At 71.7% G+C, this 16311-nt stretch carries 15 protein-coding genes; 6 read left to right on the forward strand and 9 right to left on the reverse strand.

Features of this window, described 5'->3' with window-relative positions; genetic code table 11:
• Window positions 1-422 precede the first annotated feature (422 nt).
• On the forward strand, window positions 423-1718 hold the full coding sequence (locus tag AB0O28_RS10970) for a cellulose binding domain-containing protein (protein ID WP_363638715.1): 1296 nt from the start codon (window positions 423-425) through the stop codon (window positions 1716-1718).
• Between the two features lie 151 nt (window positions 1719-1869).
• On the opposite strand, the gene AB0O28_RS10975 is transcribed toward AB0O28_RS10970, so the two are convergent.
• From AB0O28_RS10975 to AB0O28_RS11000, 6 genes are all read right to left on the reverse strand, one after another.
• The gene (locus AB0O28_RS10975) at window positions 1870-2631 is read right to left on the reverse strand and encodes a sirohydrochlorin chelatase (protein ID WP_363638717.1); all 762 of its coding nucleotides are present in this window, start codon (window positions 2629-2631) and stop codon (window positions 1870-1872) included.
• Entirely contained in the window at window positions 2613-3341 is a 729-nt protein-coding gene (locus AB0O28_RS10980) for a phosphoadenylyl-sulfate reductase (protein WP_357224026.1), read from the reverse strand. The genes AB0O28_RS10975 and AB0O28_RS10980 overlap by 19 nt, the downstream gene beginning before the upstream one ends.
• A gap of 60 nt (window positions 3342-3401) precedes the next feature.
• Window positions 3402-3557: an Insertion element protein gene (locus AB0O28_RS10985; protein ID WP_142569992.1), complete on the reverse strand. Its 156-nt coding sequence runs from the start codon at window positions 3555-3557 to the stop codon at window positions 3402-3404.
• Window positions 3554-5236, reverse strand: a complete 1683-nt coding sequence (locus tag AB0O28_RS10990; RefSeq protein WP_363638720.1) for a nitrite/sulfite reductase — start codon at window positions 5234-5236, stop codon at window positions 3554-3556. Before AB0O28_RS10990 ends, AB0O28_RS10985 begins: the two co-directional genes overlap by 4 nt.
• A 144-nt stretch (window positions 5237-5380) precedes the next feature.
• Complete coding sequence (locus AB0O28_RS10995) at window positions 5381-5464, reverse strand: putative leader peptide (protein ID WP_357054749.1); 84 nt, start codon at window positions 5462-5464, stop codon at window positions 5381-5383.
• Window positions 5465-5548: 84 nt separating this feature from the next.
• Window positions 5549-5683 (reverse strand): hypothetical protein, encoded by a 135-nt coding sequence (locus AB0O28_RS11000; protein WP_363638722.1) that lies wholly within the window; start codon window positions 5681-5683, stop codon window positions 5549-5551.
• Between the two features lie 181 nt (window positions 5684-5864).
• Here AB0O28_RS11000 and AB0O28_RS11005 point away from each other — a divergent pair, with 181 nt between their 5' ends.
• From AB0O28_RS11005 to rsgA, 3 genes are all read left to right on the forward strand, one after another.
• Window positions 5865-6842 (forward strand): YihY/virulence factor BrkB family protein, encoded by a 978-nt coding sequence (locus tag AB0O28_RS11005; RefSeq protein ID WP_363638724.1) that lies wholly within the window; start codon window positions 5865-5867, stop codon window positions 6840-6842.
• 293 nt (window positions 6843-7135) lie between these two features.
• Window positions 7136-8395, forward strand: coding sequence for a serine hydroxymethyltransferase (glyA, locus tag AB0O28_RS11010; protein WP_363638726.1), 1260 nt, complete (start codon window positions 7136-7138; stop codon window positions 8393-8395).
• A gap of 325 nt (window positions 8396-8720) precedes the next feature.
• Window positions 8721-9821, forward strand: coding sequence for a ribosome small subunit-dependent GTPase A (rsgA, locus tag AB0O28_RS11015; protein WP_363638728.1), 1101 nt, complete (start codon window positions 8721-8723; stop codon window positions 9819-9821).
• 174 nt (window positions 9822-9995) lie between these two features.
• Here rsgA and AB0O28_RS11020 read toward each other — a convergent pair whose 3' ends face one another.
• From AB0O28_RS11020 to AB0O28_RS11030, 3 genes are all read right to left on the reverse strand, one after another.
• Entirely contained in the window at window positions 9996-10310 is a 315-nt protein-coding gene (locus tag AB0O28_RS11020; protein ID WP_076434697.1) for a WhiB family transcriptional regulator, read from the reverse strand.
• A 116-nt stretch (window positions 10311-10426) separates the two neighbouring features.
• A complete protein-coding gene (locus AB0O28_RS11025) occupies window positions 10427-11332 on the reverse strand; it encodes a sucrase ferredoxin (protein ID WP_363638730.1) in 906 nt (301 codons plus the stop codon).
• Between the two features lie 134 nt (window positions 11333-11466).
• Window positions 11467-12975 carry a glycerol-3-phosphate dehydrogenase/oxidase gene (locus AB0O28_RS11030; RefSeq protein WP_363638732.1) on the reverse strand — a complete coding sequence of 503 codons (1509 nt, stop codon included), beginning with the start codon at window positions 12973-12975 and terminating at the stop codon, window positions 11467-11469.
• Between the two features lie 57 nt (window positions 12976-13032).
• Here AB0O28_RS11030 and AB0O28_RS11035 point away from each other — a divergent pair, with 57 nt between their 5' ends.
• Entirely contained in the window at window positions 13033-14652 is a 1620-nt protein-coding gene (locus AB0O28_RS11035; RefSeq protein ID WP_363638734.1) for an FAD-binding oxidoreductase, read from the forward strand.
• 127 nt (window positions 14653-14779) lie between these two features.
• Window positions 14780-16279, forward strand: coding sequence for a metallophosphoesterase (locus AB0O28_RS11040; RefSeq protein WP_363638736.1), 1500 nt, complete (start codon window positions 14780-14782; stop codon window positions 16277-16279).
• The last annotated feature ends 32 nt before the right edge of the window (window positions 16280-16311 follow it).

The raw sequence follows: 16311 nt of genomic DNA on the forward strand, positions 1-16311 counted from the left end.
GCAGCAGGTCCCGGCCGGCCGGCGCGCGCCACACATCGAAGTCCGGCACATCCGACCGGCGGTGGCAGCGCCGGTGAGCATCACCTCCGAGCCGGTACGTCACGTACCCGGCCCGCAGAGGCGTCAGCCGTGAGGCTCGGCACCACCCGGCGGCCGTATCGCCGGCGGGCTCGAGCCGATCCCCACACCGGCAGGGCCGAACCCCGCCGGGTTCGCCCTCGACGAAGCCCCTGCGCAGTTTCCCGGCGAGCTGCTGCGCGCCGGTCGAACACCACGGTGCCCGCGCCTTGGGATGGGGCGTTCTCTGTCAGAGCTCGACAAGGAGGAACACAACGGTGCGAAGACATGTGAGTGAATCGTCATTCGGTGCCACCGCCGGACTCGGGCCGCGGCCCGGCCGGGGACGCCGCTTGATGCACCGCATGACGGCCGCGACGGTGGTCGTTCTCGGGCTGCTCTCGATGACCATCGCGACGCACGCGGCATCGGCCGCCGGCAACCCCTATCAGCGGGGTCCCAACCCGACCCTGGCCAGCGTGTCGGCCACCCGGGGGACGTTCGCCACCGCGCAGATCAGCGTGCCGGGCGGGAACGGCTTCGGCAGCGGTGTGATCTACTACCCGACGGACACCAGCCAGGGGACCTTCGGCGGCGTCGCGATCGTGCCGGGCTACTCCGCCCTGTTCGCCAACGAGGAAGCGTGGATGGGCCCCTGGCTCGCGTCCTTCGGCTTCGTGGTGATCGGGATCGAGACCAACAGCCGCACCGACAGCGCGGACGCCCGGGGGACCCAGCTGCTCGCCGCTCTGGACTACCTCACCCAGCGCAGCGCGGTGCGCGACCGGGTCGACCCCAACCGCTTGTCCGTGGTCGGCCACTCCGCGGGCGGAGCCGGCGTTCTGTCCGCGCTGCTCCGGCGGCCCACGTTGAAGGCCGGGGTCGGGCTCGCGCCCGGCTCGCCCGTCGGGGACTACCGTCTGTCCAATGACCGTGTGCCGACGATGTTCATCTCGGGCCAGAGGGACACGACGGTCACGCGGTCCTACCTCGACGGGCTGTACAGCACCATCCCGGCCTCGACGCCGAGCGCGTGGGTGGAGATCACCGGTGTGGACCACCTGTTCGCGACCCGTGCGAACACCACCGAGATGCGGGTGCTGATCCCCTGGTTGAAGATCTTCCTCGACGACGACACCCGGTACACCCAGTTCCTGTGCCCGCAGCTGGCGGACTCCGGCAACGTCTCGATGTACCGGAGCAAGTGCCCGTACGTGCCGCCGGGCGGGTCGTCGCCGTCCCCCAGCCCGTCCCCCAGCCCGTCCGCGAGCCCGTCCGCGAGCCCGTCCGCGAGCCCGTCCGCGAGCCCGTCCGCGTCGCCGTCCGCGTCGCCGTCCGCGTCGCCGTCCGCCAGCCCCTCGGCGTCGAGCGCCTGCACGGCGAGCTACCGTACGGTGAACTCATGGTCCGGGGGTTTCCAGGGCGAGGTCACGGTGACGGCGGGCGCTTCGGCGATCAACGGGTGGACCGTCGGCTGGACGCTGAGCGGCGGCCAGACGATCAACCAGGTGTGGAACGGCACGCTGAGTGCCAACGGCTCCGCGGTCAGGGTGACGAACGCCTCGTACAACGGCTCCATCCCCGCGTCCGGCTCGAGCACGTTCGGCTTCCTCGGCACCGGTACGCCGTCGGCCCCCTCACTCACATGCACCAGCCCGTGATCCCTGCCGGCACGCCGTAGCGCGTTATCAGGTGAGACGCGGCGGACCCAGGAGCCGATAACGGTCCGCCGCGCTTCGCCGACGAGATGATCCACCACGGTCGACGGCCCGGGCGCGGGCACGCACGCGACAGCGTGATCTCGCTGTGGCGTCAGGCGGCGTCGCGGGCCTCGCGTACGGCCTGGGCGTGGCGTTCGAGCAGGAGCGCGGCCAGTTCGGGGGCGGGACCGAGGACGCCGGCCACGGCGTGCGCCCCCGCCTCCAGGGTGTCGCGCTCCACCTTGTCGGCGAAGTGGCCGGGGGCCAGCAGATACGGCGCCACCACGACCCTCGGGGCGCCCGCGCGCGTCAGCCGTACGACCTCGTCCCGGGGCGTGGGGGCCGCGGCCGAGGCGTAGGCGGCGGTGACCGACCACCAGGGGCGGGTGCGCGCCCACTCACGGGCGACGTCGGCGATCGTCGCGTTCGCCCTGCGGTCGCTGGAGCCCGCCGAGACGAGCACAACGGCGGTGTGCGGGTCGCCGATCTCCACGCCGGCCTCGGCGAGGCGGCGTTCGAGGGCCCGGACGAGCAGCGGATGCGGGCCGAGCGTGGGGCCGCAGACGGCCCGCAGCCGCGGCGTGCGGCCGGCCGCCTCCCGCAGCGCCGCCGGGATGTCCACCCGGCTGTGGTAGGCGGCGGTGAGCAGCAGGGGGAGCACGACGGCCTCGTCCAGTCCCGACAGCGCCTGCGGCAGCGACGGCGTGGCGTGGTCGAGATAGGCGGCGCGCACGTCCAGGCCGGGCCGCGCCCGCCGTACGCCGTCCAGCAGCGCCTCCACGGTCGCGGCGGCGCGCGGGTCGCGGGACCCGTGCGCCACCGCGATCAGCGGGGCGTCCGCGTGTGAAACGGTCGTCACAGATGGATACCGCATTCGATCTTGCCGAGGCCGGCCCAGCGGCCGCTGCGCGGGTCCTCGCCCGGTGCCACCCGCCGGGTGCAGGGGGCGCAGCCGATCGAGGGATAGTCGTCGTAGTGCAACGGGTTGATCAGGACGCCGTTGTCGGCGATGTAGTTGTCGACGTCCTCCTGGGTCCACCGGGCGATGGGGTTGACCTTCACCATCTGCCGCTTGGCGTCCCACTCCACGACCTTGGTGTTCGCCCGGGTGGGCGACTCGTCGCGGCGGATGCCCGACACCCAGGCGAGGTACGGCTCGAGCGCCCGGTTGAGCGGCTCGACCTTGCGCAGGTAGCAGCACAGGTCGGGGTTGCGCCCGTACAGGCGCGGACCGAGGTCGCGGTCCTGCTCCTCGACGGTCCTGGACGGCTTCACGTTGATCACGTTGACCTTGTAGACCGCCTCGACCGCGTCCCGGGTGCCGATGGTCTCGGCGAAGTGGTAGCCGGTGTCGATGAACAGCACGTCGACACCGGGCTTGACCCTGCTGACCAGGTCGATCAGCAGGGCGTCGCTCATCGACGAGGTGAGACAGAGGCGGTCGCCGAAGGTGGCCGCGGCCCACCGGATGATCTCCCGGGCCGGCGCGTCCTCAAGGAAGCGCGCGGCGGACTCCACGATGCCCTGCAGGTCCAGCGTGACCCGCTGCCGCTCCAGCCCTGCCTCTATCTCCGCCACCGACATCGGTACTCCTCACACGTCGTTCATTGATTCATCGGTTGATTGGACGAAAGCCTTCGGGGATCACGAACGCACGCCGAGGCCGAGGAATTTCACCCGGAAGGCACGGGCGCAGGATCTGCAGTACCATCCGTGGCTCTCCTCCTCGGTCACGTAGGGCTCCAGGTCCTCCTCGCCGCAGTACGGGCAGTAGAACGGCGCCGCCCGCTCGGTCGTCATTTGAGGTCGGCCTCGTCGGCGCGCTGGACCCATTCGGCGAAGGACTCGCCGTCGTTCTTCTGCTTCTCGTAGTTGCGCACGACCCGCTCGACGTAGTCGGGCAGGTCCTCGGCCGTGGTCTTGAGGCCCCGGACCTTCCGGCCGAAGCTCGGGTTCAGGCCGAACGAGCCGCCCAGGTGGACCTGGTAGCCCCCGACCTGCTCACCCTTGTCGTTGACGACGAGCTGGCCCTTCAGCCCGATGTCCGCCGTCTGGATGCGGGCGCAGGAGTTCGGGCATCCGTTGAGGTTGATCGTCAGCGGCTCGTTGAAGTCGGGCAGGCGCCGCTCCAGCTCGTCGATCAGCTCCGACGCGGCGTTCTTCGTCTCGACGATCGCGAGCTTGCAGTACTCGATGCCGGTGCAGGCCATCGTCTGGCGGCGGAAGGTGGACGGGTTGACCCGCAGGTCGGACGCCTCCAGCTCGGCCACGATCGACTCCACCTGGTCGGGGGCGACGTCGAGGATGACCATCTTCTGCTCGATGGTGGTCGCCACCCGGCCGGACCCGTGGCGCTCGGCGATGTCGGCGATCCGGTGCAGCAGGTCGCCGCTGAGGCGGCCCACGCGCGGCGCGAAACCGACGTAGTAGTTGCCGTCACGCTGGAGGTGGACGCCGACGTGGTCGCGCCGGTCCCCTCGCGGCGCGGCGGGAGCCGGGCCGTCGGGCAGCTCGTACTTGAGGTACTCGGTCTGCAGCACGTCGCGGAACTTCTCCGGGCCCCAGTCGTTCATCAGGAACTTCAGCCGCGCCCTGCCGCGCAGCCGCCGGTAGCCGTAGTCGCGGAAGATGCCGGTGACGCCGGCCCACACCTCGTGGGCCTGCTCGGGCCGGACGAACACGCCGAGCCGCTTGGAGAACATCGGGTTGGTCGACAGGCCGCCGCCCACCCACAGGTCGAAGCCGGCCTCGCCCTGCTCGTTCACCACGCCGACGAACGCGATGTCGTTGATCTCGTGGACCGTGCAGTGCGCGGCACAGCCGCTGATCGCGGTCTTGAACTTGCGCGGCAGGTTCGAGAACGCCGGGTCGCCGATGTACCGCTCGCGGATCTCCTGGAGCTGGGGCCGTCCGTCGATGACCTCGTCGGCGTCGATCCCCGCCAGGGGACAGCCGAGCATGCCGCGCGGGGTGTCGCCGCACGCCTCGGTGGTGGACAGGCCCACGGCCTCCAGCCGCGCCCACATGTCCGGCACCGACTCGATCTCCACCCAGTGGAGCTGGATGTTCTGCCGGTCGGTGACGTCCGCGGTGCCCCTGGCGTAGTCGTTGGAGACGTCGGCGATCACCCGGAGCTGCTCCAGGCTGAGCTGGCCGCCGTCGGTCCGGATGCGGATCATGAAGTAGCGGTCGTCGAGCTCCTCGGGCTCGAGGACGGCCGTCTTGCCGCCGTCGATGCCCGGCTTGCGCTGGGTGTACAGGCCGTACCAGCGGAACCGGCCACGCAGGTCGGCGGGGTCGATGGAGTCGAAGCCGCGCTTGGAGTAGATGTCGATGATCCGCTGACGGACGTTCAGCCCGTCGTCGGCCTTCTTGTTCTCCTCGTTCTTGTTCAGTGGCTCACGGTAACCGAGAGCCCACTGACCTTCGCCGCGCGGGCGCTTGTGGTGGCGGTTCGCCGGGCGGGCCGGGGTGCTCATGGGCACACGTCCTTCTCCGAGGCTCGGTCTGAGATCGGTTGACGGCGGACGCCGGCGCAGGCGGCCTCTCACCTCGTCGTCGAGTGTGAGGGCAAGAAAAAGACGCCTGGCCGAGCGCCCGGATGGATCAGCGGAGGGCGACGGTCAGCCGGCGTCGATACAGATCGCGCTACGGACACGCAGGAGATCGACGTGGCGTCGCACGACGAGCAACGGGTCCGCTGGCATGTCCCAAACGATACCCCTGAGATCCTGGATGTCCAAGTTCGTGTCCAGGATGCGGGATTGTGACGGCAATGTTACGCGGGGTTCTCAGCCCTTGCGGACCCAGTTCTCCGGAGGCTCGGCCTCGTGGTCCCTCTCGGACGGCTCCTGGTGCTGGCAGTCGCACCAGGACCCGCCGCGGCAGTCCTCGTGCCGGTGCTCCCCGCACGCTCGGCAGATCATGTCTCCATTGTTGACCGCGTGCTATTGGCGGATGACAGCGGTATGCGCCGATCGCTTCGTGAGGGTTCTCGCAAGGAACGGGCAGGGGCCCCTATTCTGGGCGGCGACAACTCGCCCGCAGATCACGTACTAACCGCCGCGGCAGCGGGTAGAGCCCAGTTCTCATGACCGGTTGGGTGCCATGACCTCCACCGACGCGCCGTCGCGCAGGCCGCGGCGTCTCACGCGCAAGGGGATGGCGCTCGCCCGGACGCGCCTCACGTGGCTGCGCGACACGAACGTCTGGGCCCTGGCCAAGGCGACCACGATGGCGGGCGTCAACTACCGGGTGACCGGTCTCGCGGGCGAGGCGGCGTTCTTCGCGCTGCTGTCGCTGCCGCCGTTCGTGCTCGGGCTGCTCGGCGTCATGGGCCATCTGAGCGGGCTGCTCGGCCCGGCCGCCATCGCCGAGATCAGGCGCTGGGTCGTGGAACAGTCCGAGCTGCTGTTCACCCACAACACCGTGGAGCGGGTCGTCAAGCCGCTGCTGGCCGACGTGCTGAGCGGCGGTCAGGTCTCGCTGATCTCCGTCGGCTTCCTGCTGTCGCTGTGGTCGGGCTCGCGGGCCCTGTTCGTCTATGTCGACCTCATATCCATCGCGTACGGCCTGGGGGAGACTCGGGGGATCATCCGCACCCGGGTCCTGTCGTTCGTCCTCTATCTCGCCGCGCTGCTGATCGGGCTGGTCGTCATGCCGATCCTGGTCATCGGGCCCACCCTGATGTCCAACGCCCTGCCCAGGTACGCCGCACTCGTGACCGTCCTCTACTGGCCCGTGGTCGTGATCGGCTCGGTGCTGATGCTCACGCTGCTCTACCACGTGAGCGTCCCGCACCGGACGCGCTGGTGGCGCGAGACCCCGGGGGCCGTGCTGGCGCTGGTGATCTGGATCGTGTGCGCCGCGTTCCTGCGCGAGGTGCTCGCGGCCTGGTTCACCCCGCTGTCGATCTACGGCTCGCTCGCGGCGCCGATCGCCGTGCTGCTGTGGCTCTACATCACCGCGCTCGCCGTGCTCATCGGGGCGACGCTGAACGCGGAGGTGGACCGGTTGTGGCCGCTGGAGGGCGCCAGCCGGCATGAGCACCATCACCGCAAGTCCGGTAAGGCTGATCCGGCCTGACCTCAGGCCGTTCGACATCATGCCCGCGAGCGAGGACGGAGCCTGCCCGAGCAGCACGCCTGCGGCCCAATGACTGCGGCCGGGCGACTCGACCTCCCGGGGGTCGGGCTCTTCGCCGACGTGCCCGTCTCGGCGGAGTGAGGGGGTCGTTTCGCTCCGATAAAGTGGGGGCGTCGCGACTGGCGCTGAGGCTCCTCTGGGAGGGGCACAAGGTGGGGCACCACCGGGGAGCGAAATCGCGGAGGCCGTGCGCCTGGGTCGCCGCCGCCGTCGACGTGGAGAAGGAAGGCGCCATGGCTGAGAACTCGCTGAACGTCGTCGATCCCGAGATCGCCGAACTGATCAGGGCGGAGGAGCGGCGGCAGGCCGACACCGTCAAGCTGATCGCGTCAGAGAACTACGTGTCCAGGGCCGTCCTGGAGGCGACCGGGACCGTCCTCACCAACAAGTACTCCGAGGGTTACCCGGGCAAGCGTTACTACGAGGGCCAGCAGGTCATCGACAAGATCGAGACGCTGGCGGTCGAGCGGGCCAAGTCGGTCTTCGGCGTGAGCCACGCCAACGTGCAGCCCTACTCGGGCTCGCCCGCCAACCTCGCCGTCTATCTCGCGTTCCTGAACCCGGGCGACACCGTGCTCGGCATGGGCCTGCCGTTCGGCGGCCACCTCACCCACGGCTGGTCGGTGTCCGCCACCGGCAAGTGGTTCAACTCCGTCCGCTACGGCGTGCGCCGCGACACCGGCCGCATCGACATGGGCGAGGTGCGCGCGCTGGCGCTGGAGCACCGGCCCAAGCTGATCTTCTGTGGCGGCACCGCGATCCCGCGCACGATCGACTTCCCGGCCTTCGCCGAGATCGCCAGGGAGGTCGGCGCGGTGCTGGCGGCCGACATCGCCCACATCGCGGGCCTCGTCGCCGGCGGCGCCCACCCCTCGCCGGTCGGGTACGCGGACGTGATCTCCACGACCACTCACAAGACCCTGCGCGGCCCGCGCGGCGCGATGCTCATGGCGAACTCCGAGGAGGTCGGCAAGGCGCTCGACAAGGCCGTGTTCCCCGGCCTGCAGGGCGGCCCGCACAACCACACCACGGCCGCCATCGCCGTCGCGCTGCACGAGGCCGCCCAGCCGGAGTTCAAGGCGTACGCCGCGCAGATCGTGAAGAACGCGAAGGCGCTCGCCGACGAGCTGCTCGCCCGCGGGTTCGACCTGGTCTCCGGCGGCACCGACAACCACCTGATCCTGATGGACCTCACGTCCAAGGGCGTCGGCGGCAAGCCGGCCGCGCAGGCTCTCGACCGGGCGGGGCTGGAGACCAACTACAACGCCGTGCCCTTCGACCCGCGCAAGCCGTTCGACCCGTCGGGCATCCGCATCGGCACGCCGTCGGTCACCTCTCGGGGGATGGGCGAGGCCGACATGCGCCAGATCGCCGCGTGGATGGACGAGGTCGTCACCGCGGTGGCCAAGGGCGACGCGGAGGACGTGATCGCCCGGGTGCACGGCGAGGTCACCGAGCTGACGAGCCGGTTCCCCACCCCCGGCCTGTCCTGACCCCCACACCCACGCCGTGATCTCGTAGTTCGTCGCGAGGGTGCGGGCGGAGCCGCGCATCGCACCCTCGTGATCGTGTGGTGGCCATTCCACTGCCTGATCAACTGCAAGATCACGGCAAGGGTGGGTGGGGGGATTTAATGGGTTGCGGGGAGCGGCCGGGGTGCTGTTAGTGTTCCTCCGTCGCCGCGAATCCGTGCGGCCGGGACCAGGGAGGTGAGGACTATGCGGGTCTTTCTGACGACCATGCCGTCCGTCAACTCCCGGGTGTCCTCCTGATCTCTTCGCACTGAGACACCCGGTTTCCGAAGGGTGTCTACCAGCAGTGTTCAGCGAACTTTCTCTTCTCGGCTGGCACGACGGGCTCGCCGAGCAGCTTCCCGACCTGCCCGGCGGCGCCGCACCGGGGCGCGTGGCGCGGGTCGACCGTGGCGCCGCCGAGGTCGTCTCCGCCGGCGGAACCCATCAGGCGCGGTTCGGCGCCCGCGTACGCAGGGCCGCGGCGGCCGATCCGCTCGCGCTTCCGTGCGTGGGGGACTGGGTCGCGCTCAGCCGGCTCGATGAGGGCCGCTACGAACTGGCCGAGGTGCTGCCCCGCCGTACGGCCTTCGTCCGGGGCGGGGTGAGCCGCGACTCTCGTGGAGGGTTGTCGGGCGACGGCCAGGGCCAGGTCCTGGCCGCCAACGTCGACGTCGTCTTCGTGGCCGAGCCGTCCATGCACGCCACGGATTTCGCGGATCTCGGGCGGATCGAGCGCCTCGTGGCGCTGGCCTGGGAGAGCGGCGCCCGGCCGGTCGTGCTCGTCACCAAGGCCGACCTGTTCGACCAGGGCCTCGGCGATCTCCTCGCCGACGTCGCGGCGGCCGTGCCCGGCGTCGACGTCCACCCGGTCTGCTCGCTCACCGGCGACGGGGTGGATCTGGTGCGCGCCCACCTGGGCCCCTCGGGGACCGCGGTGATCCTCGGCCCGTCGGGCGCGGGCAAGTCCACGCTCGTCAACGCCCTCGCCGGCGCGGAGGTCATGGAGACCCAGCAGGTCAGGGCCGCCGATGGGCGGGGCAGGCACACGACGGTCCACCGGCAGCTCATCCCGCTGCCCGGCGGCGGGCTCGTCATCGACACCCCCGGCATCCGCCGGGTCGGGCTGTACGAGATGAGCGAGGGCGTCGACTTGGTCTTCTCCGACATCGAAGAGCTGGCCGAGGGCTGCCGGTTCTCCGACTGCCGGCATCGGGAGGAGCCCGGCTGCGCGGTGCTGGCGGCGGTCGAGTCGGGTGAGCTGCCCGAGCGGCGGCTGGAGAGCTGGAACCGGCTCCAGCGCGAGGCCGCCTGGATGGCCCGCCGCACCGACGCCCGGCTGCGCGCGGAGGAGACCCGCAAGTGGAAGACCATCCACAAGCAGATGCGGGGCATGAGCCGCCCGTGACGAGCCCGGCGGGCGGAGGAGCGCACCCTTCTTCGGGGTGCGGTGCCGACCTGCCGCTACGCCGTGTGGATGGACGGGTGAAACCGTAAGGGCGCCCCGCGTGTGCCCGTCTCCCTCGGGGGGACGGGACGCGGAGCGCCCGGCGGTGACGCGTGTCGGGGAAGGGGGAAACGCTCAGGCGACGGCGCTGATGCCGGCGCTCGCGGCGCGGCGCATACGGCGGCGGCGCTCGGACGCGCGCTCGTCCTCGTTGAGGCCGCCCCACGTGCCGTACTTCTCCGGCCGGGAGAGCGCGTAGTCGAGGCACTCCGCTCGCACAGGACACTGAGCGCAGATGGCCTTGGCCTTGCGCTCCCGGATGTCGCGCTCGGGCTGACGCTCACCGTCAGGACCGAAGAACAGCACCAGGTCCTCTCCCCGGCACGCGGCATCATCCTGCCATCCCCAGCTGGGGCGCGGGCGGGCGAGCTGCCGACGTACCTGAGACATGAGAAACCACCTTTGGTGAGAGGTATTTCAGTGTTTGTGCCGCATTGGACGCTTGTGGCGTCCCTTGTGCCAACGCCGGGACAGGCCGTGGTGTTCCCGGCTCCGGGGCGGAGCCCTCAGGTCAATACCGGCGTGAGCTCGCTCAGTCCGGCCAACCTGTAGGTCGGGATTCCGTCGGCGCAGGTCATCCCACACGGTGCCGTGAACACCGCGGGTTCGACCACGACCCGGAATCGCGACGTCCCACGCTCCGTCGTGCGCCGCACGACGCAGATCGTGGTGTCGTCAACCGACCGGGAGGATTCCACGGCCACCCCGCCGACCGAGAGCTCGCCGGTATGCGCCCGGACGAAGTGCTCGGCGGCCTGCAGTGGCTCAGGGATACCCGCGCGTCCCCGGAAACGGTCGAGGACAACCTCGCCGAGCCGGTACGCGTTTGCCGCCGCGATCGCAGCAGCCTGAGACATGCTGCCGTAGTAAAGCCCGTGTGGCAAGCATACGAGGTTGGCGGCGTATCGATCGCCGCCGACATGTGTGGTTTCCCACACTTCGCCGGGCAGGTTCTCGTCGAGGAACCGCGCCAGCGGGAGACCAAGGCGCGCACAGCACGCGTTGTGCCTGCCGTGCGTGCAGACCAGGAACATCGGCTCGTTCACCAGTATGCAGGACTCCGGAACCACTCCGTGCACGAGTGCGCCCAGGTCAAGATCGTCGGGGCGCTCCACGAAGCCCTCCGCGAGCCACGGATCGTCCACCGCGACGGCGGCGACGTAGACGTGCAGGGGGCCCGTGAGGGCCTCGCGGCGGCCGGGCCGGCGGATCAGTTGCGGCCGGATGTCAAGAGCTCTGGCGCGGGAGATCAGCCGGTGGACGTCCTCCGGCAGCCCGCACTCCTCCAGCTCCGCGGCCCAGGGCCCGGGGTGCTCGATGAGCAGCCAGAACCGGCCCTTCTTGGTCGCACTCGCCAGGATCGGCGCCTCCCCCGTGTGGCAGGCGGCGGGGTGCTCGCACCCGTTGGCCATCCGGTCCCGTCCTTCTCTCGCGTTTCTTAGGTAAGACTAACCTTAGCGACTTACCTCAGGGGCCGCGCGAGTGGAGGCGTAAATCAACGTTAAATGCGCGCATGTCCGGATATTGCCGGTGTATGCGTCGTAGGTCAGGAATAGGCCAGGGCGGCCTCGGCGGCGGGGAGGGCGGCCGTCCGGTCCTCGGGCACCAGGCCGATCCTGGTCCGCCGGTCCAGCAGGTCGCCGGCGTCCAGGGCGCCCTCGTGGCGCACGGCCCAGACCAGTTCCGCCCGGGTGATCCCCAGCGCCACCGGCTCGGCCAGGGCGGGGTCCTCGCGCATCAGATCGCGCAGCGCCCATGCCTCCGAGCCGTATCTGCGGGCCAGCCGCCCGGGCGCGCCCGGCCGCACCGGCCCGGCCCCGACGAGGGGCAGCCGCGCCGTACGGCTCGCGCGTGCGTGGGGGCAGGCGGCGTCGACGGCGTCCTCGGCCATCCGCCGATACGTGGTGAGCTTGCCGCCCACGACCGTCACGACGCCGTCCGGCGAGCGAAGCACGGCGTGGCGGCGGGACAGGTCGGCCGTCCGCCCGCCCGCGGAACCGGGCGCGCCGGCCGTGTCGATCAGGGGCCGCAGCCCGGCGAAGGCGCCGGCGACGTCCGCGCGGGACAGCGGCCGGTCCAGCACCGTCCCGAGGACGTCGAGCAGGTACGCGACGTCGCGCTCGGGAGCCGCGGGGACGTCGGGGACCGGGCCGTCCAGCGGTTCGTCGGTCAGCCCGGCGTAGATCCGCCCGTCGGCCTGGGGGAGCACCAGCGCGAAGCGGGCGCGCTCGCCGGGGATCGGCAGGTGCAGCCCCGCGCGCAGCGCCCCGAGGGCCCCGGCGCGCAGCACGAGGTGGGTGCCCCGCGAGGGACGCAGCGCCACCGAGGGCGTGAGCTCTCCGGCCCACACGCCGGTCGCGTTGATCACCGCGCGGGCCCGGATGTCGAACTCGTCGCCGGTCAGCTCGTCGCGCACCCGGGCGCCGTCCCCGGCGAGCGCCAGCGCCCGGCATCGGGTGAGGACGCGCCCACCGTGGGCGGCGGCCGTACGCGCCAGCGCGACGACCAGGCGGGCGTCGTCCACCACCCGGCCGTCCCACGACAGCAGCGCACCGCGCAGGCCGTCCGCGCGCAGGGGCGGGGCGAGCGCGAGCGCCCGGCCGGCCGGCAGCCGGGAGGGGCCGGGCAGCAGGTGCCGCGGCGTGTGCGCGGCGGCCCGCAGCGCGTCGCCCAGGCGGTAGCCGGCCATGGCGGCCGCGGCCCGGGCCCGGGGGACGGCCGGCGTCAGCGGCAGCAGATACGGGTGGGCGGCGACCAGGTGGGGGGCGGTGAAGCGCAGCAGGGCGTCGCGTTCCACCGCGCTCTCCCACGCCACGCCGACCTGGCCGCTCGCGAGGTAGCGCAGCCCCCCGTGGATCAGCTTGGAGCTCCATCGGGAGGTGCCGAAGGCCAGGTCGTGGGCGTCCACGGCGGCCACGGAAAGCCCGCGCGAGGCGGCGTCGAGCGCGACTCCGGCCCCGGTCGCCCCCAGCCCGACCACGAGCACGTCGACGACGTCGGCACGAGCCTCGCCCAGATCCCACAGGCGCCTGGCCGCGTTCAGTGAGGAGTTCATGTCCTCTCCACTACTTGCGGATTACTCTTGAGTAACCTACCTGGAGGCGTGACGGCCATGGAAACCCCTCTCACCTCGGCGGAACCCATGCTCTGGTCGGGCTGGGGCGATCCCGCCAAGGCCGCCGAGCTGCCCGCGCCGGTGCGCGGCCTGCTCACGGAGCTCCTCGGCGTCCGGGCGCCCGCCGCCCCGGCGGCGACGTTCGGGGAGGTGCGGCTGCCGCCGGTGGCGCTGCCGCCGCCCGCCCTGGCCGCGCTCGCGGCGGTGGTGGGCGACGAGCACGTACGGGCCGACGACGACGCCCGGATCCGCCACACCCGGGGCAAGTCCACCCCCGATTTGCTGCTCATGCGCGCGGGGGACGCCTCGGACGCGCCCGACGCCGTCGTGCTTCCCGGTTCGCACGACGAGGTCGCCGCCGTGCTGCGCCTGTGCGCCGAGCACCGGGTGGCCGTGGTGCCGTTCGGCGGGGGCACCTCGGTGGTCGGCGGGCTCGTGGCGGCCCGGTGTGGCTCCGAGGGGGGTTTCGCGGGCGTGATCGCGCTCGATCTGGCCCGGCTCAACCGGCTCGTCTCCGTCGACCCCGTCTCCATGGTCGCCGAACTGGAGCCCGGCCTGCGCGCGCCGCAGGCCGAGCAACTGCTCGCCGCGCACGGGCTGACGCTCGGGCACTTCCCCCAGTCGTACGAGTACGCCACGCTCGGCGGGTTCGCGGCGGCCAGGTCCAGCGGGCAGGCCTCGGCCGGGTACGGCAGGTTCGACGACATGGTCGTGGGCATGACGGTCGCCACGCCCCGCGGCACCCTGGAGATCGGCCGTGCCCCCAAGTCGGCCGCCGGGCCCGACCTGCGCCAGGTGTTCCTGGGCTCCGAGGGCGCGTTCGGAGTGATCACCTCGCTGCGGTTGCGGGTGCACCGCGCCCCGGCCGTCAGGGCGTACGAGGGCTGGCGGTTCGAGAGCTTCGCGGCGGGCACGGCCGCGTTGCGGCGGCTCGCGCAGCAGGAGGGCCCGTCGCCGACCGTGCTGAGGTTGTCGGACGAGACCGAGACCATGGCCGGGCCGGCGAAGCCCGCCGATCTCGGCGCGGCCGGCCGTGACTCCGGCTGCCTGCTGGTGGCGGGCTTCGAGGGCTCCCCGGCCGACGTGGCCGGCCGGCGGGACCGGGCCGCCGCCGTGCTGGTCGAGGCCGGCGGCGTGCACCTCGGGCCTGAGCCGGGGGACAAATGGGCGCAGGGCCGGTTCTCCGCCCCCTACCTGCGCGACTGCCTGCTGGCCGCGGGGGCGACGGTGGAGACGCTGGAGACCGCCGGCTTCTGGTCGAACCTGCCGCGCCTGTACGAGGCCGTACGGCTGGCTCTGCACGGCGCGCTGACCTCGCCGCTGGTCATGTGCCACATCTCCCACGTCTACGCCACGGGCGCCTCGCTGTACTTCACCGTGGTGACCGCGCAGACCGGCGACCCGCTCGGGCAGTGGGCGGCGGCCAAGCGCGCGGCGAACGAGGCGATCGTGCGGGCGGGCGGCACGATCTCGCACCACCACGGCGTCGGCCGGGACCACCGGGAGGCGTACGCCGCGGAGATCGGCGACCTGGGCGGCGAGATCCTGCGCGGGATCAAGGAACGGCTCGATCCCGCCGGGATCCTCAATCCGGGTGTGCTGATCCCCGAGAGGTAGCATCTGTCCCTCCACTCGCCGCCCCTTCGCGTCGCCCGGAGCGCCACCTCGCCGCGTTGTCGCCCCACACCGCTCAGTTCGGGCAAATCTTCTCGATCGAGGCGCTGGAAACGCCAAGATTGTTTCCATGGTCGATGTGGGCGCGGCCGCCGCGCGGGGGAAGCAGGTCTCGTCACGGGTGTCGCAGGGCGGAGCGGGCTGGGACTGCCCCGAGATCGGCACCTTCGAGGCGCTGCGGCCCACCCGGAACTCCTTCACCTGGCTGAACCCCGCGACGCTGTGGCGGTCCCGCAACGAGATCCTCGCCCAGTTGTTCGGCGACCCCTCGCCGCAGGTGCGCCGCCGCTGGGTGGCGGCGCAGCGCGATCGCGGCGCCGACCCGGACTTCCGCATCAGGCTCGACCTGGGCGAGGAGTTCTCGTTCCTGGTGCTCGGCGACACCGGCGAGGGCGACGCCTCGCAGTACGCGGTGGTGCCCGGGCTGCTCAAGCTCGGCGCGGGCACGTCGTTCGCGGTCATCGCCAGCGACGTGATCTACCCGACCGGATCGGGCAACGAGTATCGCGACAAGTTCTTCCGGCCGTACAAGGACTACCCCGCGCCGATCTTCGCCGTGCCCGGCAACCACGACTGGTACGACGGGCTCGGCGGCTTCATGCGGATCTTCTGCGACGCGCATCCCCTGTCGGCGGAGCAGCGGGGCTTCCGGTTGTCCCCGGACGGGCTGCGCGGGCTGCTGTGGAAGAAGCCGGAGACGATCGACGAGGACGCCCTGGCCGAGGCGAGGAGGATGCGGCCCGATCCCGGCCCGGCGCTGCCGGGGCCGTACTGGGTGCTCGACACCGGACGCCTGCTGCTCGTCGGCATCGACACCGGCATCAAGGGGACCCTCGACCGGGAGCAGGGCGAGTGGCTGCGCCGGGTCTCCGCCGACCCCCGGCCGAAGATCCTGATCACCGGCAAGCCGATCTACGTCAACAACGCCTACCACCCCTGCGACATCGAGGGCGGCGGCACGGTGGACGACGTGGTCCGCGACCCGGCCCACAACTACGTCGCGGCCATCGGCGGCGACGTGCACAACTACCAGCGCTACCCGGTCCGGGCGGAGGGGCGGCTCATCCAGTACGTCGTGTCGGGCGGCGGCGGGGCGTTCATGCACGCCACGCACACGATCCCCCGGGTGGACGCGGGCGGCGTCCACGAGGACGACTTCAAGTGCTATCCGCTGCGCGGCGACTCGCTGTCGTTCTACAGCCTGCTCTACAGCAGGAGGCTCCGGATGCGGGGGCTGTACATCACGCCGGAGGAGGGGCTGGCCCTGATGTCCCGGCGGATCGGCAACACCCCGCCCCGGCCCACGCCGGGGGCGCCGATCGGCGCACGCGTGAAGTGGGCGGCCCGGCTGCTCGGCGGCTGGCCGATGCCGTTCCGCCTGCCGGTGGGGCGGGTCTTCCACCGGTACATCTCCGAACTGTCCGACTGGGACACCCCGCCCTTCTTCAAGAGCTTCCTCCACCTGTCGGTCACCGGGGACACGCTCCGGCTACGGTGCTTCGCCGCCACGGGCTGCCTGCCGCAGGAGGAGGAGCCCCCGCTGGAGGACGAGGTCGAGATCCCGCTCTGATCCCGGGGGCCCGGCGGTCCCGGCGATCAGGG

Origin of the sequence: Microbispora sp. NPDC088329 (genome assembly GCF_040685655.1) — a bacterium.
GTDB lineage: Bacteria > Actinomycetota > Actinomycetes > Streptosporangiales > Streptosporangiaceae > Microbispora.

What these genes read in the sequence shown, in the direction of transcription:
- AB0O28_RS10985 (WP_142569992.1), bottom strand. Translation starts at nt 3,557, where the DNA reads ATGACGACCGAGCGGGCGGCGCCGTTCTACTGCCCGTACTGCGGCGAG.
- AB0O28_RS11005 (WP_363638724.1), top strand. Translation starts at nt 5,865, where the DNA reads ATGACCTCCACCGACGCGCCGTCGCGCAGGCCGCGGCGTCTCACGCGC.
- AB0O28_RS11025 (WP_363638730.1), bottom strand. Translation starts at nt 11,332, where the DNA reads ATGGCCAACGGGTGCGAGCACCCCGCCGCCTGCCACACGGGGGAGGCG.
- AB0O28_RS10995 (WP_357054749.1), bottom strand. Translation starts at nt 5,464, where the DNA reads ATGCCAGCGGACCCGTTGCTCGTCGTGCGACGCCACGTCGATCTCCTG.
- AB0O28_RS11035 (WP_363638734.1), top strand. Translation starts at nt 13,033, where the DNA reads ATGGAAACCCCTCTCACCTCGGCGGAACCCATGCTCTGGTCGGGCTGG.
- AB0O28_RS11040 (WP_363638736.1), top strand. Translation starts at nt 14,780, where the DNA reads ATGGTCGATGTGGGCGCGGCCGCCGCGCGGGGGAAGCAGGTCTCGTCA.
- AB0O28_RS10970 (WP_363638715.1), top strand. Translation starts at nt 423, where the DNA reads ATGACGGCCGCGACGGTGGTCGTTCTCGGGCTGCTCTCGATGACCATC.
- AB0O28_RS11020 (WP_076434697.1), bottom strand. Translation starts at nt 10,310, where the DNA reads ATGTCTCAGGTACGTCGGCAGCTCGCCCGCCCGCGCCCCAGCTGGGGA.
- AB0O28_RS10980 (WP_357224026.1), bottom strand. Translation starts at nt 3,341, where the DNA reads ATGTCGGTGGCGGAGATAGAGGCAGGGCTGGAGCGGCAGCGGGTCACG.
- AB0O28_RS10975 (WP_363638717.1), bottom strand. Translation starts at nt 2,631, where the DNA reads ATGCGGTATCCATCTGTGACGACCGTTTCACACGCGGACGCCCCGCTG.
- AB0O28_RS10990 (WP_363638720.1), bottom strand. Translation starts at nt 5,236, where the DNA reads ATGAGCACCCCGGCCCGCCCGGCGAACCGCCACCACAAGCGCCCGCGC.
- glyA (WP_363638726.1), top strand. Translation starts at nt 7,136, where the DNA reads ATGGCTGAGAACTCGCTGAACGTCGTCGATCCCGAGATCGCCGAACTG.
- AB0O28_RS11000 (WP_363638722.1), bottom strand. Translation starts at nt 5,683, where the DNA reads ATGATCTGCCGAGCGTGCGGGGAGCACCGGCACGAGGACTGCCGCGGC.
- AB0O28_RS11030 (WP_363638732.1), bottom strand. Translation starts at nt 12,975, where the DNA reads ATGAACTCCTCACTGAACGCGGCCAGGCGCCTGTGGGATCTGGGCGAG.